The organism is Streptomyces sp. NPDC001351, from assembly GCF_042896045.1.
Lineage (GTDB): Bacteria > Actinomycetota > Actinomycetes > Streptomycetales > Streptomycetaceae > Streptomyces.
The window spans coordinates 110,430-128,534 of the sequence record NZ_JBIAWS010000010.1 but is presented as its reverse complement, the minus strand read 5'-3'; the positions used below and the strand labels follow the sequence as shown (position 1 = coordinate 128,534).

General features: G+C 68.7%; 17 protein-coding genes and 2 pseudogenes. 8 read left to right on the top strand and 11 right to left on the bottom strand.

What is annotated here, in order from left to right; translation table 11 throughout:
* Window positions 1-179: 179 nt before the first annotated feature.
* The 4 genes from ACFY1U_RS33400 to ACFY1U_RS33385 all read right to left on the bottom strand — a co-directional run bounded on the left by ACFY1U_RS33400 (window position 180) and on the right by ACFY1U_RS33385 (window position 3,493).
* Window positions 180-485: a transposase gene (locus ACFY1U_RS33400; RefSeq protein ID WP_390698059.1), complete on the bottom strand. Its 306-nt coding sequence runs from the start codon at window positions 483-485 to the stop codon at window positions 180-182.
* 17 nt (window positions 486-502) lie between these two features.
* Entirely contained in the window at window positions 503-880 is a 378-nt protein-coding gene (locus tag ACFY1U_RS33395; protein WP_390697884.1) for a VOC family protein, read from the bottom strand.
* 710 nt (window positions 881-1,590) lie between these two features.
* A complete protein-coding gene (locus ACFY1U_RS33390) occupies window positions 1,591-2,091 on the bottom strand; it encodes a GNAT family N-acetyltransferase (protein ID WP_390697883.1) in 501 nt (166 codons plus the stop codon).
* 529 nt (window positions 2,092-2,620) lie between these two features.
* Window positions 2,621-3,493 carry a helix-turn-helix transcriptional regulator gene (locus tag ACFY1U_RS33385; RefSeq protein ID WP_390697882.1) on the bottom strand — a complete coding sequence of 291 codons (873 nt, stop codon included), beginning with the start codon at window positions 3,491-3,493 and terminating at the stop codon, window positions 2,621-2,623.
* A gap of 208 nt (window positions 3,494-3,701) precedes the next feature.
* Here ACFY1U_RS33385 and ACFY1U_RS33380 point away from each other — a divergent pair, with 208 nt between their 5' ends.
* Complete coding sequence (locus tag ACFY1U_RS33380) at window positions 3,702-4,553, top strand: oxidoreductase (protein ID WP_390697881.1); 852 nt, start codon at window positions 3,702-3,704, stop codon at window positions 4,551-4,553.
* 220 nt (window positions 4,554-4,773) lie between these two features.
* Here ACFY1U_RS33380 and ACFY1U_RS33375 read toward each other — a convergent pair whose 3' ends face one another.
* Both ACFY1U_RS33375 and ACFY1U_RS33370 read right to left on the bottom strand, forming a co-directional pair.
* On the bottom strand, window positions 4,774-5,607 hold the full coding sequence (locus ACFY1U_RS33375; RefSeq protein WP_390697880.1) for a PIG-L family deacetylase: 834 nt from the start codon (window positions 5,605-5,607) through the stop codon (window positions 4,774-4,776).
* Window positions 5,608-5,923: 316 nt separating this feature from the next.
* Window positions 5,924-6,499 carry a transcriptional regulator gene (locus ACFY1U_RS33370; protein WP_390697879.1) on the bottom strand — a complete coding sequence of 192 codons (576 nt, stop codon included), beginning with the start codon at window positions 6,497-6,499 and terminating at the stop codon, window positions 5,924-5,926.
* Window positions 6,500-7,355: 856 nt separating this feature from the next.
* Between ACFY1U_RS33370 and ACFY1U_RS33365 the strand changes: the two genes are divergently transcribed.
* Window positions 7,356-8,972 (top strand): exo-alpha-sialidase, encoded by a 1,617-nt coding sequence (locus tag ACFY1U_RS33365; protein WP_390697878.1) that lies wholly within the window; start codon window positions 7,356-7,358, stop codon window positions 8,970-8,972.
* Window positions 8,973-9,023: 51 nt separating this feature from the next.
* On the opposite strand, the pseudogene ACFY1U_RS33360 reads toward ACFY1U_RS33365, so the two are convergent.
* From ACFY1U_RS33360 to ACFY1U_RS33350, 3 genes and pseudogenes are all read right to left on the bottom strand, one after another.
* Window positions 9,024-9,212 (bottom strand): annotated as a pseudogene (locus tag ACFY1U_RS33360) (methylmalonyl Co-A mutase-associated GTPase MeaB); the annotation flags it as partial.
* Window positions 9,213-9,376: 164 nt separating this feature from the next.
* Window positions 9,377-9,869 (bottom strand): annotated as a pseudogene (locus ACFY1U_RS33355) (aldo/keto reductase); the annotation flags it as partial.
* 192 nt (window positions 9,870-10,061) lie between these two features.
* Complete coding sequence (locus tag ACFY1U_RS33350) at window positions 10,062-10,907, bottom strand: SDR family oxidoreductase (protein ID WP_390697877.1); 846 nt, start codon at window positions 10,905-10,907, stop codon at window positions 10,062-10,064.
* A gap of 129 nt (window positions 10,908-11,036) precedes the next feature.
* Here ACFY1U_RS33350 and ACFY1U_RS33345 point away from each other — a divergent pair, with 129 nt between their 5' ends.
* The 6 genes from ACFY1U_RS33345 (at window position 11,037) to ACFY1U_RS33320 (ending at window position 16,595) form a co-directional block, all read left to right on the top strand.
* On the top strand, window positions 11,037-11,615 hold the full coding sequence (locus tag ACFY1U_RS33345) for a TetR/AcrR family transcriptional regulator (RefSeq protein ID WP_390697876.1): 579 nt from the start codon (window positions 11,037-11,039) through the stop codon (window positions 11,613-11,615).
* A gap of 346 nt (window positions 11,616-11,961) precedes the next feature.
* Complete coding sequence (locus ACFY1U_RS33340) at window positions 11,962-12,699, top strand: alpha/beta hydrolase (protein WP_390697875.1); 738 nt, start codon at window positions 11,962-11,964, stop codon at window positions 12,697-12,699.
* 198 nt (window positions 12,700-12,897) lie between these two features.
* Complete coding sequence (locus tag ACFY1U_RS33335) at window positions 12,898-13,155, top strand: hypothetical protein (protein ID WP_390697874.1); 258 nt, start codon at window positions 12,898-12,900, stop codon at window positions 13,153-13,155.
* A gap of 900 nt (window positions 13,156-14,055) precedes the next feature.
* The gene (locus ACFY1U_RS33330) at window positions 14,056-14,709 is read left to right on the top strand and encodes a hypothetical protein (RefSeq protein WP_390697873.1); all 654 of its coding nucleotides are present in this window, start codon (window positions 14,056-14,058) and stop codon (window positions 14,707-14,709) included.
* A gap of 802 nt (window positions 14,710-15,511) precedes the next feature.
* Complete coding sequence (locus ACFY1U_RS33325) at window positions 15,512-15,712, top strand: hypothetical protein (RefSeq protein ID WP_390697872.1); 201 nt, start codon at window positions 15,512-15,514, stop codon at window positions 15,710-15,712.
* Between the two features lie 181 nt (window positions 15,713-15,893).
* On the top strand, window positions 15,894-16,595 hold the full coding sequence (locus tag ACFY1U_RS33320) for a hypothetical protein (RefSeq protein WP_390697871.1): 702 nt from the start codon (window positions 15,894-15,896) through the stop codon (window positions 16,593-16,595).
* Between the two features lie 168 nt (window positions 16,596-16,763).
* Here the strand turns inward: ACFY1U_RS33320 and ACFY1U_RS33315 are convergent, their stop codons facing one another.
* Complete coding sequence (locus ACFY1U_RS33315) at window positions 16,764-16,916, bottom strand: hypothetical protein (protein ID WP_390697870.1); 153 nt, start codon at window positions 16,914-16,916, stop codon at window positions 16,764-16,766.
* A 284-nt stretch (window positions 16,917-17,200) separates the two neighbouring features.
* The gene (locus ACFY1U_RS33310; protein WP_390697869.1) at window positions 17,201-18,058 is read right to left on the bottom strand and encodes a LysR family transcriptional regulator; all 858 of its coding nucleotides are present in this window, start codon (window positions 18,056-18,058) and stop codon (window positions 17,201-17,203) included.
* Window positions 18,059-18,105: the final 47 nt, after the last annotated feature.

Below are 18,105 nucleotides of genomic sequence, written 5' to 3'. Positions count from 1 at the left end.
TGGACCCGGCGGTTTGGCGCCGCTCAAGCGACACACGAGTGCGGGTTGGTCGTCGGGAATCTGGGGGCTGGTCGCGGTCCTGGTCATCCTGGCGCTGGTTGCGATCTTGGTGATCTCTGCACGACGGGACTCCTCGTCGGATGACGAAGACTGAAACGGCTCAAGCACGGGCGGCGTGATCACTGATGCCCCGTACAGGCGCGGTGTGGCTGTGGGGCCAGGCCGGCGAAGTCGGCCAGCCGGTCCGCCTGCCGAAGGCGCCCAGATTCCCCGCCCAGCGCAGCGATGAACTCCGCACCGAGCCGCGCGCCCACGCCGACAGGCTGCGGGTCACCTCGGCATGCGGATGCTCGCGAAGCATCGCCTCGAAACCCGTCGTCCTCTTCGCCAACGTCGACGAGCCGATCATCCCTACTCTCGCCGATGCTCTCCGCCACTGGACCGACGGCCAGACCAGGCACCAGATCACCAGACCTGACAGACATCGCCAGGCAACGGGAGATCAACCGTTCGCCCGCTCCGCCGCGCTGCGTTCCACACAAAATTCGTTTCCCTCGGGGTCATACAGGGTCACCCACCCGGTGCCGTCGGGCCTTCGGTGGTCCCCCTGAAGCGTGGCGCCGAGTGAGAGCAGACGCTCGACCTCCTCATCCCGGGTGCGGTCCTGGGGTTGGAGATCCAGATGTACGCGGTTCTTCACCGCCTTGCGGTCATCGACCCTGACGAACAGTAAGGCGGCAGCAGCAGTCGTGACCACGGCTTCCGGGTCCCCGGGAAAGTCGTCATCGGCCAGCGAGCCGTCCAGCGCCCGGGCCCAAAAGCCCGCAAGACCGTACGGGTCGGCGGCATCGATGGTGACGTGGCGTATCAATGAACTCATGCCCCCAGCCGATCATGAATGCCGCCCACCGTCCAGAGGCGGCCGGCCTCGACACCGACCATCTCATCAGGCTCCAGGCACGATCGGAGCGACAGCCCTAGTCACTCATCAACCACAAGTAGCTGCCCGCGCTCCCGCACGTGCTACAGGCAGTTCGGCAATGTCGAGCAGAGCCGCCTTCTGCTCTTCCCGGTACCCCCATGTATCAGGGGCAGCGAATTCCTGGCAGGCGACTTGAACCTCCTGTTCGTTGAACAGCGTGTCGCGAGTCCCGCAGCAGGGTGTCCCGGGACGCCCCCTTTCCTGCGGGGCGCCTCGCGTGCAGTTCCAGCTCGCGCAGGCCCAGCCGGGGAGCCAAGCCGGACAACTCCGAGACCCGGCCGATCACATGGCGGCCGACCCCGCGCACCCCGGATCGAGAACAGCACTCCCCTACCCCCGCGTCTCCACCGCACGCAGCGCACACAGCAACGAGAAAACCCAGCAACCGGCCGTCGAAGGCGCCACCGTAGCGCGGGACCGCATCGGCGGCCCACCATTGCGAGCACCCGCCGCTTACCCCCTGTGCCCGACCACACCGCCGGCATGCGTACGGCAGACACCGCAGAAGGCGGGACATTGGTCACCTGTAGGACCCGCGCGGTCCTGTAACCTCACGGCCAGCAGAAAACAGCCTGGCCGGCCGCGGGGGCCCCTCACGCCGTCACACGTCAGGTTCTCGTAGGAGTGCCCGCCCTCACCCCCGGCGGGCGCATCATGAAGACGTCAACCGGATCCTCGGACTCCACGACGAACCCGTGACGCTCATACAGCCGCCGGGCAGCGCTGCCCCGCAAGACGTTCAAGCCCACCGGCACACCCTGCGCGTCCGCCCGTTGCAATACCGTACGCAACACAGCCGAGCCCAGCCCCCGGCCCTGGCAATGCGGAGCAAGATAGAAGTGCTCCAGCCACAATCTGCCCTCGGCGGGCCGGACCGTGAGGCATCCCGCCAGCTCACCGCCGAGCATGATGACCGACGTGTATTGCGGGGAAAACGAGTCCCGCAACCGCTGCCGCACCCGGTACTCGTCAAAGCGCCCCAGGCGCTCCAAATCCGCGCGCATCACGGTGGCCCGCAACTCCGCGATCACCTCGATGTCCGCCGCCACCGCACCACGCAACACCCAGCCCCCGTGGCCCACCGACGCAGCCCCCGCAGACACCGCCATCGCCGAACCCCCGTAGCTCCCGCACACACCACCATTCACGACGGGAGTATCCCAGTCCGCCCACCCCCACTCACACGCTCCTCAACTCGAACCACCCCCGCCCCCCCCCCGAACTCCCGCACACCCGGCCGCCAGCACCACGCCATCGACGAGTAGCCCACCGCAAGCCGATCGAGTCGACGCGAGAGGGCAGAGGCAGCAAACGCAGAGCTAACGCCCGCGTCCGGCGCGCGGATCACCCATTCTCATCACTTGCCCACGCTCCTGCTTCCCCCAGAGGGCGTTTATGCAGGTCAAGCCCTATATAAACGCCCTTTCAGCCCGCGTTTCAATCTCCGACTGTGTGTTGAGAGTTGTTGCGCGGCACGAGTGGGCACGTCGCATTGCTCTCAATCGCGGTGCTTCCCCATCAACCGGGCTCTCGGGACACCGGCGATGAGGCGCAAGGTCTGCCGGTGTTGCACAACGCCCCTCCCGGCTCATGGGAGCAGCCAACATGTCCGACTTCTCCTCGCGGGCCGGCGAGCGTCTAATGCTCTGCGTGCTGCCCGTGCGAGGTCTCGGGCTGCCGTGTCCACGCGGCCAGTAGCCGAAGGGCCTCTTCGGAGCTGGAGCCTGCCTCGGCGGTGTAGACGCTCAGCCGCTGGTCCGGGTCGGCGGGCAGGGTGAGGGACTCGTAGTTGAGGGTGAGCGGGCCGACGATCGGGTGGTGGAAGTGTTTGCTGCCGTGCGTGTGCCGATACACGTTCTGGTCGGCCCACCAGCGGCGGAAGTCCTCATCCGCGATCGAGAGTTCGCCGACGAGTTCGGCCAGCAGCGGATCGTGGGGATGGCGTCCGGCGTCTCGGCGGAGCGAGGCGACGATGTCCTGGGCGTGGGTGTCCCAGTGGGTGTACAGCGAGCGGGCGGTCTCGTCGCAGAACATGAACCGCACCAGGTTCCGCTCGCGGTGCGGCAGCGCGTCGAAGTCGGTGAGCAGCGCACGTGCCATCTTGTTGGACGCGAGTACGTCCAGTCGCCGCCCCAGCACAAGGGCGGGGGTGTGCTCGAGGATCCGCAGCAGATCGCGCAGCCCCGGGCGGACCGGCTGCGGACGCGTCGCCGTGCGGCGGGGCCTGCCTGCGGAGGGCTTGGCGAGCTGGAACAGATGGGCGCGTTCGACGGGATCGAGGCGCAGCGCGCGGGAGATGGCGTCCAGCACGGTCTCGGAGACGTTCAGTCGGCGTCCGCGTTCCAGGCGTACGTAGTAGTCGACGCTCACGCCCGCCAGTTGCGCGATCTCTTCGCGGCGCAGTCCCGGCACTCGCCGAGAGCCGCCGTCGTCGGACAGGCCCGCCTGGCGCGGAGTGATCCGTGCCCGCCGAGAGCGCAGGAACTCACCGAGAGCTGTGTTGCGGTCCATGCCGTTCACGATAGGGCCCAAGTCCGCCCTGGCCGCCCGCGAAAGGGGGACTGGCAGTCCCCCGGTCCGGCCGTCCCCGGGGCGAAGCAGACCCCCCGCAGGCCGATCAGCAGCCAATTCGGGTGTTGAAGTGGAACGTGTCGAGACCGGCACCGGGGGACCAACCGCCCCGGTCGGCCTCTGTTCGCATCGCAAGAAGGGAACTCCCGTGTCGGACACCAAGACATTCCTGATCACCGGCGTCAGCACCGGCCTGGGCCGCGCACTCGCATGCGCGGCGTTGGCCGCGGGCCACCGGGTGGTGGGCACGGTGCGCACGCCCGCCGACGCACAGGCCTTTGAGGCGCTCGCCGACGACGCGCACGCCCGCCTCCTGGACGTGACCGACCATGCCGCGGTGGACACGGTCGTGGACGAGACCGAGCGCGACCTGGGCCCCATCGACGTACTCGTCGCCAACGCCGGGTACGGCCATGACGGTCTCTTCGAGGAGTCGACGATGGATGACCTTCGCCGTCAGTTCGAGGTGAACGTCTACGGAACCGTGGCGGTGATCAAGGCCGTGCTGCCGCACATGCGGAAGCGGCGTTCGGGTCACATCATCGCCGTCACGTCGATGGGCGGCCTGATCACCATGCCGGGTCTCAGCTTCTACCACGGCAGCAAGTTCGCGGTGGAGGGCATCCTCGAAGCGCTCGGCAAGGAGGTCGCCGGCTTCGGCATCCATGTCACCGCCGTCGAGCCGGGCAGTTTCCGGACCGACTGGGCCGGCCGCTCGCTGTTCCGCGCCCCCCGTGTGATCGCCGACTACGACGAGCTGTTCGAGCCGCTGCGCGCCCGGCGCATCCACGGCAGCGGGCGCCAGCCGGGCGACCCGGACAAAGCCGCGGCCGCGGTGCTGCGCATCGTGGCGGCCGACCAGCCGCCGACGCGCCTGCTGCTCGGCACCGACGCACTTCGGCTCGTCAAGGCCGGACGCGACGCCTTCGAGCGCGACATGCAGGCATGGGCCGAGCTGTCGGCCTCCACCGACTTCGACGACATCGGCCGGTCCGCCTGACGTCACTCGCTGTCGGGACCTCGACGCGGGGCCCCGACGGCGGCCGTCATCAACCCCGCCCGCTGCCGGGCCGGGAGTGCGGGCGTGCGCCGACACGCCGGCGAGGGGCCTGGAGGCGGGCTGCCGGAGCGGAACTCGTCCGGACCAGCCGCCGGGTGTGTGACCCGCTCGATCGCGCCAGGCCGATCGATGCGCTGTCCCGGCCGGTCGGACGGACGGATCAGCGCAGTCCGGCGAAGAGATCGTTCTCGGGGACGGCCGCGCCGGTGGCGTCCTGGACACGTACGAAGGTCTCCATGCCCATCAACGCGCCGAACCTCTCCTTGCCCATCTTGAGGAAGAAGATGTTCTCGCCCTGACTGGCGTGCGCGGCCAACGCGTCGAACTTCTGGCCGCTGAACCCGGTCGTGTCCACCCACGTGGTGATCTCGTCGTCGGGGAGGCCGATCTCGGCCAGCGCGGCGGCCTCGGCAGGATCCGGCTCCGGCATGCCCTCGCCGAACTCGCGCATGATCTCGCCGAACCGCTGCATCATCGAGCGGGGTGCCGTGGTCCAGTACACCTTCGGTACAGGCTCGCTCATCTTCAGCGCCGCCATGGTGATGCGGTGGGCCTGGATGTGGTCGGGGTGGCCGTAGAAGCCGTTCTCGTCATAGGTGACGACCACATCAGGCCGGTAGTGGCGCATGAGTTCCGCAAGGCGGGCCGCGCCTTCCTGCACGGGGGTCCGCCAGAAGGAGCCGGGCGCGTCGTTGCTCGGCCAGCCCATCATCCCGGAGTCGGCATAGCCCAGCATCTCCAGATCGCTGACCTTCAGCACATCACAGCTCGCCTCAAGTTCCTGACGACGCATCAAAGCGACCGCCGCCGGATCGTGCCCGGGCTCGCCCGGCTTCACACCTCCCGGTCCGTCACCGCAACCGCCGTCGGTACATGTCACGAGAACCGTGCGGATGCCTTCCGCCGCATACCGCGCGAGGACCCCTCCGGTTCCGGTGGCCTCGTCGTCGGGGTGGGCGTGCACTGCCATGAGCGTCAAGCGCCGGTCAGTCATGAAACGGTCCTCCAGCAGAAATACGTCGTGGTCCAAGTACCGCGGCAGGCCCGCCGCGATCTTGAGGCCCGGATCCTGTGGGGGGGACGACCTCGCGGCCTCCGTGTTCCCCGCCCTGCGGCGCCGGCTCCTCGGTCGATGCAACCATGTCGGCCGAACCAGCTGTTCCCGCGGCGGCCGCTCGGCATCCCAGACGTCGGCGTTCAACGCGTACGAGTCACCGGCGCGACCCGCACGTCACAGCGCCGGCCGGAGCCGCCCCCAACCGACATCACCGTGTAATCCGGACACGGAAATGGGGACGCCGCAACGGCGGCTACGCGGCGAACCCGACGTTGGTCACGTACTCGTACTGACCCCACTCAGAACCGAGGTCCACCGCTGCGTCGTTGACCCACGCCTCGTCCAGGGCCTCGTCGTCGTCATTGGCCCATGCTTCGACGATCCGGTCCCAGTGGCGCACATTCAACGTGCGGAACGACAGCGCGCGCTGGTGGGGGCGGCTGACCTGGGACTGGTTGAGGGGATGGAATTCGACGCGGGTACCGCGCCCTGCACGGTTGAGGCGGGCCAGCAGGTAACGGACCACATTCTGGCGCCGCACCATGCGGTACGCCGTCTCGATGGCCTGGAGGTTCTTCCTCGACGGATCCCGCTTCCCGTCCAGCCAGGCCTTGAGCGTGCGATCGGTCACGGTGAGGCCGGCCTCGCGGGCCGCTTCGCGGGCGTGGTCAGTGCGGGTGAGGTAGTGCAACCGTGCCAGCAGCCCACGCCGCTGCGTGATCGGGGTGGCGATGAAACCGGCGAGAGCGTCGAGCTGGCGGGCCACGGCCTCATGCCCCTTGATGCCGCGCGCCCCGAATTTGCCGAAATCAATATTCCTCTCCGGCACCCACGGCTCCTCACGCGAAACTTATCAATCTCGTACGCCCTACCTTCCAACGCAGTCCCATTCTACAGGATTTAGCAGGTCGAACAGTTAGGTTGCCCGTCAAAGCCCCTAATTCCGCGCGACTTTCATGTGGGTTGTTCCGGTCGGGTACCCATGGCCGGCCCTGCGACTGCGCGGGCATGCCAAGACCCGGTGTCGCAATCACGTGGCGGCCTCGAGGACACTTTCGCGTCGCGGGCTGTCCAGTTGCCGATGGCGGCGCCGCTGCTCGTTGCGGTGGTGTTCGACGCGCAGGGTGAGTGGGCCCCACCGGGAACTGTTCCGGCCGCTCCGCGCGCGGACATGCCGTTCTGGCAGGCGCACCGCGAACTGCCGTCGTCCGACGCCCTGTCGGTCTGTCTGGAAGGGCATCGCGCCGGGCTGTCCCCCGAACGGGCGAACCGCCGCAGCGCACCCTGCTGGCCGCCCTCGATCTGCAGGGCGGCCCGCCGCCGACAGCCCTGTGGCACCTTAGGGCCACCCGTCGGGCCGCCGACGCGCACTTCACCAGAATCCGGCGCCAGCAGCGGATCCTGCTGGAGACCCTGCCCAGCGCCCACACCTACGTGCACCGCCTCCACACCCGCCCGCCGCTCACCCCGCCGACCGTCCTCACCAGCGCCTGATCACAGCCCGACAAGATGGACCGAGAAGACGGACCGAGAAGACGGACCGAGAAGACGGACCGACACCCGACGCGCTTACGGCCCAATCGACCTGGACAGTCCCCTGATAGGGCCCGGACGCCCCGTCCGGACGGGGGACGTGTGCGTGTGTCGCTCACCGTGCCGCAGCGCGCCACCCTGATGATCCGCTTGTGTACTCGCTACAGACCCTGCGTACCCGCGGCCTCCTCAGCCTCACCGCCACGGCCGCCCTCGCCGTACCCTCCGTCCTCTTGGCAACCCCGGCCTCCGCCGCCGTGCCCAACGGCGGCTTCGAGACCGGCACCCTGACCGGCTGGACCTCGGTCGGCGCCACCGCCGTGGTCGGCTCCGGCGCGCACAGCAGCACGTACGCCGCACGCGTCGGAGGAACGAGCCACGCCAAGGGCGACTCCACCCTCCACCTGGTCAGCCACGACGACCACCGGGGCACCCCCACATTCGCTCGCTTCGACGACGTCCAGCTCACCGCCGCGCCCGCCCTGACACAGATCGACACGGACCCCTTCACCAACAGCACCAGCCAGCACGCCACCGTGGTGGAGCCCGACACCTTCGCCTCCGGCAACACCGTCATCGCGGTCGCCCAGAACGGCCGCTTCTTCGACGGCGGCGCCTCCGGCCTCGGCTGGGCCAGGTCAGCCGACGGCGGAGTCACCTGGACCCACGGCACCATCCCCGGCATCACCGTCTACCAGGGCGGCGCCTTCTCCCGGGTCTCCGACCCGTCGGTCGTCTACGACGCCCGGCACGCCACCTGGCTCGTCGCCGGACTGCCCCTCAACTCGACCTCCAGCGGCGTCACCGGCGCCGGAGTCACCGTCAGCCGCTCCACCACGGGCGGCGTGAGCTGGCAGAGCCCCGTCAGAGCGGTCGGGTTCAACGGGCCGAACTACGACAAGCCGTGGATCACCTGCGACAACACCCCCACCAGTCCGTTCTACGGGCGCTGCTACATCGAGGTCGACAACGCCTCCTCCGGCAACCGCATCCTGATGAGCACCTCCAGCGACGGCGGACTGACCTGGTCGGCACCGGTGGCTCCGTCCGGCTCACCCAGCGGCCTCGCCGGACAGCCGCTCGTCCAGTCCAACGGCAAGGTCGTCGTTCCCTACTCGGCCAACGGAAGCGCCATCCGCGCCTTCAACTCCACCAACGGAGGGGCCTCCTGGAGCAGCACCTCATTCGTCCACTCCGTCCAGGCCCACACCGTCGCCGGCGGCCTGCGGGCACCCAGGGGAATCGCCTCAGCGGAGGTCAACGGCGGTAACCAGATCTTCGTCGCGTGGCACGACTGCCGCTTCCGCGCGAACTGCACGGCCAACGACATCGTCTACTCCACCTCGACCGACGGCGTCACCTGGTCCGGAGTGACCCGGGTCCCGATCGACTCCACCACCAGCGGCGTCGACCACTTCCTCCCCGGCCTCGGCGTCGACCGCACCACATCCGGAACAACCACCCGGATCGGCCTGCACTACTACTTCTACCCGTCCGCCAACTGCACCTCGACCACCTGCCGCCTCCAGGTCGGCTACATCTCCTCCGCCAACCGAGGCGCCACCTGGACCACCGCCACCGCACTGACCGGGCCGTTCCCGCTCTCACAGATCGCGAACACCAACCAGGGCCGCATGGTCGGCGACTACATCTCCACCTCGATCGTCGGTGGCCGGGCCGTCTCCGCGTTCCCGGTCGGCAGGGCCCCCACCACCGGCCAGGCCTTCGACGAGGCCCTGTACACGGCCGGCCCCCTCAGCGTGGGCTGAACCGGCCCCGACGCCCCTGACCGGGCTGATCCCGAAGGCGCCGCCAGCCGGGCCTTCGGACGCTCGCAGGATCTGTTCCGCCGCCGGTGTCGCCGCCAACGTGCCGTCCCTGACCTGCTGTTCGAGGTCGGGGGCGGCTTCGCGTACCGCGGTGTTCGCGTGCAGGCGGCCCAGGAGTTCGTCGCGGACCATCGACCAGGTCCAGTCGACCTGCCAACCTCGCCGTTTCGGTTGGGTACGGCGACTGTTGAGGCGTAAACGCGAAGAGTGCCTTCCTGACCTGGGACGATAAACCTTGAGGCGAAGTTCTGGCCCTGGAAGCACGGATCGGTACTGCGGAAGTCGTCGGCGGCGAAGTCGTCTGGGCTGGTGATCGCACCGGAGAGGAACCCGCGCCCGAGCGGCGAGTGGGCGACCAGGCCGATCCCGAACTCGTTCAGGGTGGCCATGACGCCGTCGTCCTCGATGCCGCGTTCGAAGAGCGAGTACTCGGTCTGGACCGCTGTGGTCGGGTGGACGGTGCGCGCGTGGCGGATGGTCTGCGGTACGACCTCGCTCAGGCCGAGGTAGCGGTCCTTGCCGGCGGCCACCGTGTCGCCCATGGCGCCGACGGTCTCCTCGATCGGCACGGTCGGTGTCCAGGTGGCGCAGGGAGCGGTCCGGGGAACGCCGGATGTACTCAGGGCGCCCGTTGTGGCCGACGAGCATGCCATGGTCGGTGAACTCGACGCCGGCCTTGGTGGCGACGACGGCCGGCGAGAGCCTTGCCGAGGAGCTGTTCGTTGATGAAGGGCCGTAGCTCTCGGCGATGTCCAGCAGGGTCACTCCCAGTTCCAGGGCGCGGTCGATGATGGCGAGGGACTCGGCCTCGTCGGTGCTGCCGCAGAAGGCGCTCATGCCCATGCAGCCGAGTCCTCGGTGGAAACGTTCAGGCCTGGCTGCCTAGGGTGCGGAGTTCCATGGTGGTCTTCCTTGCTGTTGCGGGTCGTCCCGCGGTGTGTGGCTGGTTGGTGGTGCGTCCCGGTGTGTTCCGGTCTTCCCCCGCGCCGGTCGGGCCGGGCACCGCCACCCGGACGCGGGCAGCGGCGCTCAGCGCACCCAGGTACCCGTGAGGGTCTGGACTGCGGAGCCGTCGAGGTCGGCAAGGGTGGTGGCGACGAAGTCGCGGGCCCACTGCGAGGTCTGGATGCGGAAGGGCGGGCGGGCGGCGGTCAGGGCGTCGACGATCGGGGCGGCTGCCTCGGCCGGAGTCTGGGCGTTGCCGAACGACTGCCGGGTGCGGGTGAGGTAGGCCTCAAGCGCCGGGCCGTAGGGACCGGCGGCGGCGAGCAGCGTCGGGACGTCCAGGCCGAGATTGGTGACGAACTCGCTCGCCACCGCGCCCGGCTCGACCACGGTGACATCGACGCCGACGGTGGCGGCGACCGGCGCGAGGGACTGCATGAAGCCCTCGACGGCGAACTTGGCCGCGCAGTACGCCTCGTTGAAGGGCTGGCCGACGACGCCGCCCACGCTGGTGACGGTGATCAGCCGGCCCTTCGACGCACGCAGGTGCGGCAGGGCGGCGCGGGTCACCGCCACCACGCCGAAGAAGTTGACCTCCATGGCCGCGCGGACGTCCTCGACGCTGCTCTGCTCGATGGTGCCGACCTGGGCGGCGCCGGCGTTGTTGACCAGCGCGTCCAGGCGGCCGTGCTCGGCGACGACCTCGTCCAGGCAGGTGGCGATGCCGGCGGAGTCGGTCACATCCAGGCGCTTGATGTGGATCCGGTCCGCGACACCCGCCTCAGCGGCGGCCTTGACCAGGGCCTCGGCCTTGCCGGTGTCGCGCATGGTGGCGATGGTCGTCCAGCCCGCCCGCGCGGTGCCGAGGGCGGCGGCCATGCCGATGCCGGAGGACGTACCGGTGATCAGAACTGTCTTCGGGGAGGTCATGAAGCTCTTCCTTGCCTGGGAGCACAACGGGACGAAACCCGTAACCGGGGAGTTCCCCAGTTATCTGCCAAGCTAAGCGGGGAACTCCCCGGTTGTCCAGCTAGACTGGTCCCGAGGAAGGGAGCAGCCTTGACCACCAAGCCGAGCGTGTTGCGCGCCGACGCCCGACGCAACCGGGAGCGCATCCTCGAAGCGGCCCTGCACGCCTTCTCCGAGAAGGGCCCGGACGTCGCGATCGACACCATCGCCAAGGCCGCGGGCGTCGGCTCGGCCACGCTCTACCGCCACTTCCCCACGCGCGAGTCGCTCATCGAGGCGATCTACCGCAACGAGCTGGCCCGTGTCTGCGACAGCGCCGCGAAGCTGCTCGCCGACAACCCGCCCGACCGGGCGATGCGCCTGTGGATGAACGACTTCATCGACTACCTGGCTGCCAAGCAGGGCATGGCGGACGCCCTGCGGGCCGCGGTCGCATCAGGTGCGGACCCCTTCGCCGAGACACTCGACAAGCTCGGCACCGCGCTCGGCACCCTGGTGCGCGCCGGCGCCGACGCCGGTCTCCTGCGTCCGGACATCGACCCCTTCGATGTCGGCTTCAGCCTGGCCGGCGTCGCGCTGATCACCAGCGCTCCCGACCAACGCGAACGGGCCGGCCGCCTCCTCGACCTGCTCCTCGACGGCCTCCGCTATGGAGCTCGCGCCATCTGACATCCGCCCCTACCAGTGGCCGCGAGCGGACCAGGCAGTACTGAGGGGGCGTCATTTCTGGCCGTCAATGGGCACGCGTACGCGGTCTCGCATAGACCTGCCCCGCTTCCGAACGCCGTGGTGACACTCCATGACCGGTCCCCCAGATCCGTGCCAGAGCCGAGAACCGACAGCACAAACCGTTTGGCGGACCACCGCGGCCCCTGCTATTTTCGCGGAGGCCGTGCGAGAGAACGAGGAGGTGGTACCCGTGAACGTATCGACATGGGTGCTCTCCTCCAGGGTCACGGTCAGGCGATAGGTCGTCCGGGAGCGCCATTCACCAGCGCCCCCGAAAGGCACGACCATGGCCCTTCACTTCACTTCCGAACAGCACCTCGACGACGGTGTCCTGGAACGCCGATTCACCCTCGGAGAGATCCCCGGCATCCTGTGGACGCCCACCTCCGCCTCCACACCTACGCCGCTGATTCTGCTCGGCCACCCCGGCGGGCAGCACAGGATGTACCCCCGACTGGTGGCGCGGGCACGGCGCTCCGTAGCGGATGGCTTCGCCGCGGCCACCATCGAGCTCCCCGGCGGCGGTGAACGGCCCCGTTGGGCCGCCGCCGAGCAGGCCCGCGCCGACCTGCGCCGGACCATGGAAGCCGGCGAGCCGGTCAGCGACGAGATCATCGACGCCCTCATCCTTCCGCTCGTCGACAGGGCGGTCCCGGAATGGCAGGCCACCCTGGACGCCCTTCTGTCGCTGCCCGAGATCGGCGGTCCGGTCGGATACTCGGGCGGAGTGATCTCCATCGGGGTGCGCCTTGCGGTGGTCGAGCCCCGTATCGTGGCCGCCGGCTTCTTCGCCGGGAGTTTCGTGCCTCGCGCCACGTTCGAGGAGGCCCGTCAGGTCACCATTCCGCTGCACGTCCTGCTGCAGTGGGACGACGAAGGGAACGACCGGCAGGCCGCCCTGCACCTGTTCGACGTCTTTGGCTCCAAAGAAAAGTCCCTGCACGCCAATATGGGCGGCCACACCGGCGTCCCACAATTCGCGGGCGAAGCCGCGGCCCAGTTCTTCACCCGGCACCTGAAGTGAGGCCGGGCCGCCAGGCCGTCATCAGACGGTGAGCCATGTGGGCCAGGATTCTGCTCGTCGCTGGCAGCTCCTGGCCCTCCTCTGCTGTTCATGCCGCGGGCCCCTGCCGACCTGGCAGAGGCCCGCGCTGCCCAAGCCATGAACCACTCGGGTCCTGCAGTCGACGCCCACCGGGACCTGGCTGACCGGCTCGCTCAGGTGACAGTGCATCAGGTCCTCCTCGAGGAACTCGACACCGACGAGCGCTACGACGTGATCGTCTCCGGACTGCCGCTGACCAACTTCAGCCATGTGCAGGTCGAGCGCATCATGGCCCGGTATCGGGAACTGCTGCCCCCTCGGGGCAGCCTGACCTACTTCGCGTACATAGGCACCCGCATGGTGGTGGCTGCGGCCTCCTGGCCGAGTCGGTCCTTCTGCTCGGAGCCTTCATCCCCACCCTCACCCTGCTCCTGACCGCCGGCGCCCTGACCCGTACCGGCCACATCAGCCTTCCTCTCGTCATCGCCATCGCGGCCACGGCCGCGGTGGTGGGGGGACTTCCTGGCCCATCACACCGGCAGGCTTCTTGGCGATCGGCTGTTCGCAGGAAGTGCAGGGCGTCGCATCCCGAATGCCGCCTGAAAACGGGCCGAGACGCTCATGGGCACGTCATGGGGGCCGGGCAGTTCTCCTGGCCCGCCTCCTGCCTGTCGTACGCACCCTCGCCCCGCGCTTCGCGGGCGCCACTCGCCCGCCGTATCGGCGCATCGCTCCCTGCAGTGTCGCCGCGGCCTGCCTGTGGGCGACGGCCGAAGCGGCTGCGGGATACGCGGCCGCGACCTCACTGCAGCGTGTCCTGACCATTGGCGGTCCTGCTCTCGCACTGGATGCTCTGACGGCAATCTGCGGCGCGCTGCTGTGGCGTTGTGCCGTTGCCGGGACCCGGCTGAACAGACACGGTGACGAGCCCGGCGAAGACGCATCGGGTGAGGGACGAAATTCCCCCTCTCCCAGCGCACCGCATGGGGCAGGACGCCCGTCACCGGCGCCGTTGAAGTTGCGGTCCGGACGTAGCCGGAAGTGGGCTGTAGGGCAGTCCCGCGGTCAGAATCCGGTGTCCCTGGTACACCACTCGGATGACAGAAGGCGGTTGCCTCGGCCGAGGCAGCCGCCTTCTCTGACGATCAGTTGGGCCAGATAAGCGGCTGCTGTGCGGAACAATCTGCTCCCCCTGTCCGTACTATCTCTACACGCCAAGTCCTGCGCTGCGGCGCAAACCACGTCGTCGTGCAGTACGCGGGGATCATTCCCCCTGGGCTCGATGCGGTCGCCGCAAGCCCGTTTGGGCCGCGACCTCAAGGAAAGGTCGGCACCATGTCCGAGAACACAACCACTTCCACGGAACTGACCTCGCAATACGCCGCCCAGGTCACCAGCGACCTCGAGCGCAACCTCAAAGAGCAGGAACGCGTCAGCGGAGAAATCGCCGCGCTGCAGGAGCAGTTGGACACCTTGCAACAGGACCACACCGTGCTGGTGAACATGCAGCAGGCACTCGGCATCACTCTCCGCCCCGAAAAGCCTGCCACAGCGCCCGAACAAGCCGCCGTGCCCGCTCCCCGCAAGAAAGCCGCCACGCGATCGAGTGGCACCGCCCGCGCCAAGAAATCCAGCGCTGCACTCAGCCGCCCACGATCTCGAAAGTCGGCCAGTAAGCCCCCGGTCGCCGCAACGACCACGACACCGCCCTCGCTGGTCGAACTGATCCGCCAGCACCTCGCCGGCCAGAGCGAACCACGCTCCACCGCCGAGGTCGCCGCTGCCCTCGACCAGGCCCACCCCGACCGCGGCATCAAGAACACCGTGGTGCGCACCACCCTCGAAAACCTCGTCGCCAAGGGCCAGGCCCAGCGCACCAAGCAGGGCAGCTCCGTCTACTACATCGCCCCCGACACCGGCCGGCCCACGTCGTCCGCCCCGACCGCGACACAGCAGCAAGAAGAGGCTCAATCTGAGGAAGCGCAGTAACCGGGCCAAAGTTGGCAGCGCCCAGGCCTGATGTCGGCCCGGCACGGTCTGCTGACCCTTGCGGTCGGTGCCGGCGGCCGTCAGGAAGGCTCGGGTCCCGGCGACCTTATGCTGAGGGAATGGTTGAGTCGTCGCCTGCCGCGGTGGCGGGTCGGTGGCGGCCAAGCGCTGGGTTCGTCGTTCGCGTCGGGCGTCGTACGTTCGTGGAGTCGATGTATCTCCTGACGGCGCCGTTGAGTGCCGTTGTCGGTCTGCTGCTGGTGGTCGGCGGCCTGTGCGTCGGAGCGGTCGGTGCCTTTTGCCGAGTGGGTCGCCCGTCACGGCCCGGGCACAGGCACTGGTGCGGTGGCCCGGCGATCTGGAGTGGTGGCGGACCGACAAGGCCCTGGATCGCGTCGCCCGTGGTGCGACGGTGCTCGACCCTCAGGTCGTCGCTCAGTTGCTGGCCGGACAGCGCCGGGGCGACCCACTGGGCGTGCTGACCGCGACAACCTGCACCCCGCGCTCCCAGCCAGGGCACGCTTGCCCTGGCTGTCCCGTGGTCCCGCCGGATTCGTACCCCAGCCGTACGAGCAGCTCGCCGCCACCTACCAGCGCCAAGGCCACGACGCCGATGCCCGCACCGTCCTGGTCGCCAAGCATCGCAGCATGCGGCGTACATTGCCGCCCCCAGCCGGGTTGTGGAGCCTGCTCCAGGACGCGACGGTGGGCTACGGCTACCGCCCTCTGCGTGCCGTGTGGCTGCTGCTGTGTCTCCTGGCCACCGGATCAGCTCTCTATCACCGCTTGGCCACCCGCTGCCGTGGGCGACGGGAAGGCACCGCCCTTCCAGCCCGCGATCTACACGCTCGACCTGCTGCTACGCCTCGTCGATCTGGGACAGGAACGCTCCTACGCTCCGACCGGCCTCACGCAGTGGGCCGCCGTCGCACTGATCGGCATGGGCTGGCTCCTTGCCACGACCGTCGCGGCAGGAGCAAGCAGGGTGCTGCGCCGGACATAGGCACCGCTCCGGCTTGCTCTCGCAGCCTTTCGACGGCTGGCACGGAATTCTCTGGCCTCCTGCATTGAGCTGAGTTTTCACGGTACGGAGGCCAGAACCCTTCAGTTGGTCGCTCTGAGCATGTCGGTTGGCCACCGGCGCAGGTGCAGGACTCACGTCGGGCTATGCCACATTGGTGCACATGTCAGATGCCGTGTACGGATTGATCGGGGCTCTGGGCGGCTCGCTGTTAACGGCTGCGGTTGCATACTGGGGCCCGCTTCATCAGCAACGTGAAGTCGCAAAGCAGGCGGAGCTGCAGCGAAGCGCGGATATGAGACGCGCGGAGATGGAGATCGAGGCTGTCCGCGCCCAAGCGGAGGAGGCGCGGAGAGGCGAAGCGATTCAAGCAGAGATCGGGAGGCTTGTTGACGTCCGTTCAGCACTGCGTGTGTGGCAGTTCGAACTGGACCGGGCCCATGATGAACTGAGGTGGGCGGGTCCCCTCGACCTGGATCGGTTCCGGGAGGATGAGCGGGAACTCATGACGAAGGGCGTGCGGGCCCTGGACGAGGTCATGCACGATCAGTGGTTCGTGCCGGTGTCGCTCTACGAACTCGCCCCTGAAGACCCTCCTACTCGCCGGATAGACAGATCCTCCTCACCGAACGGGCTGGTGGTCGAGGCGCTGAAGGACTACGGGGCGCGCATCAGAGCGCTCGCGCTGGTCGGCCGCCCCGCATCGGATGAAGAGAAGGCAGAGCTCGACCAGCTAAAGGCCCGAGCCAACCAGGAGCGGGGCATGATGAGTGAACTCATCGAAGAGCGCCTGGAGAACATAGTTGAGGATCTTCCGCGCAACCAGGTCCCGCCCCGAAGCCAGCAAGCGCGTCCCCGACTCTAGGTCCAGTATTTGGGCCGCCGGGCTCCGCTCAATACCCACGGCCATCGTCGCCGCCCCTGGTCACCCGGCGCTCGGCTCAACCCGCCGGCCCTGGGAGTCTGTGCCCCATTGCGTTGACGCCGAGTACCGGAGTGGCCAAGTGCAGCGCGTAGTGGCCAACTGAAGCATTCAGTCACAGGTGTCGTCGGTATGGACGGCTCTGGCCGGTTCCCAGATTGGGAACCGGCTGGTGGCGAAGACCTCGAGCGTGGTGAGGAAGAGCTCGAAGGTGGCCTCGAAGCCCTGTCCGAAGCGACTGCCGATCCGTCTGGGGGAGATCAAGACCGGTCCGATCGTGAAGCGGCTTCGGGAGCTGCACGAGTTGGGCGGGGATCCGGGGTACGAGCGGTTCCCGGCCTCGGAAGAGCTGTTCCGCGTGCTGGAGCACGCGGAAACGTGGGCTCGTGGCTTGGCTCGGTTTGTCGACCGCGTAATTGGTTCGCCGTCCGGTGCCCGTCATTCTGCCTCCAGGTGTGATCTCGGCGGTGGCCGTGAGGGCGTCCTGGAGTGTTCGCACGCCTGCGCGCATGGGCGAGGGCGCCTCCCACCCCGCGTGTCTCCCTGCTCTACCCGCCGTGGCCCGTCGCCTTGCCCGCCACGGCGGCGGCCGCGCGGACGAAGGCGGCCAGGGCTGGGGAGGTGGCGTGCTCGGGCCAGGCGAGGACGAGCGTGGTGGGCTCGGCATCATCGACTGGGACAGCGACCAGGTCGTCGCGGAGCTGGCCGCGGATGGAGGAGGGGAGGACGGCGACCATGCGGCGCAAGGCGATGAGGTGGAGAAGCTGCCCAAGGTCACGGACCTCGGGTCCGTGTGAGCCACCCTCAGATGCGCCCGGCCAGCGCGGCAGGGGCTCCCCGGCGAGGTCGTTCAGGCAGACCCGGGTACGGCCCGCGAGGCGATCCGAACTCGGCATCACGAGAAGTTGAGTCTCGGTCAGGAGGTCCTGGGTGTCCAGGCCGGTGAGGTCGTGGTGGGGGCGGTGAAGCAGGGCGGCGTCGGCACGGCCCTCCCGCAGGAGGATCTCACGCTCGCCGAAGCTGCACACCAGCTCGACCGGCAGCGCACCCGGCTCAGCCTGATAGGCGTCGAGGATCGCGGGCAGCAGGCCACCGTCGCCGCCCGGCTTGATGACCAAGACCAGACGCGGGTCGGCGCGGCCGGCCCGCCGGGTGCGGCGCGCCGCGGCCGACGCGGCGTCGAGCACCCTACGGCTCTCGCGGAGCAGGACGGCCCCCGCCTCGGTCAGTGCGACCCGGCGACTGCCACGTTCCAACAGGGCTACGCCCAGCCGTCGTTCGAGCTGCTGAATAGCGCGGGAGAGCGGCGGTTGGGCCATCCCTAGCCGGGCGGCCGCCCGACCGAAGTGCAGTTCCTCGGCGACAGCGGTGAAGTAGACGAGCTCGCGGACCTCCAGTCTTTCCATACCCGCACGGTATCGCTGCGTACCTGATCGGTGTTGGAACTCCCGGC

Coding starts and splice junctions, on each gene's coding strand:
- ACFY1U_RS33400 (WP_390698059.1), bottom strand. CDS start 485: ATGTCTGTCAGGTCTGGTGATCTGGTGCCTGGTCTGGCCGTCGGTCCA.
- ACFY1U_RS33395 (WP_390697884.1), bottom strand. CDS start 880: ATGAGTTCATTGATACGCCACGTCACCATCGATGCCGCCGACCCGTAC.
- ACFY1U_RS33390 (WP_390697883.1), bottom strand. CDS start 2,091: ATGGCGGTGTCTGCGGGGGCTGCGTCGGTGGGCCACGGGGGCTGGGTG.
- ACFY1U_RS33385 (WP_390697882.1), bottom strand. CDS start 3,493: ATGGACCGCAACACAGCTCTCGGTGAGTTCCTGCGCTCTCGGCGGGCA.
- ACFY1U_RS33375 (WP_390697880.1), bottom strand. CDS start 5,607: ATGACTGACCGGCGCTTGACGCTCATGGCAGTGCACGCCCACCCCGAC.
- ACFY1U_RS33350 (WP_390697877.1), bottom strand. CDS start 10,907: ATGACCTCCCCGAAGACAGTTCTGATCACCGGTACGTCCTCCGGCATC.
- ACFY1U_RS33340 (WP_390697875.1), top strand. CDS start 11,962: ATGGCCCTTCACTTCACTTCCGAACAGCACCTCGACGACGGTGTCCTG.
- ACFY1U_RS33330 (WP_390697873.1), top strand. CDS start 14,056: ATGTCCGAGAACACAACCACTTCCACGGAACTGACCTCGCAATACGCC.
- ACFY1U_RS33320 (WP_390697871.1), top strand. CDS start 15,894: ATGTCAGATGCCGTGTACGGATTGATCGGGGCTCTGGGCGGCTCGCTG.
- ACFY1U_RS33310 (WP_390697869.1), bottom strand. CDS start 18,058: ATGGAAAGACTGGAGGTCCGCGAGCTCGTCTACTTCACCGCTGTCGCC.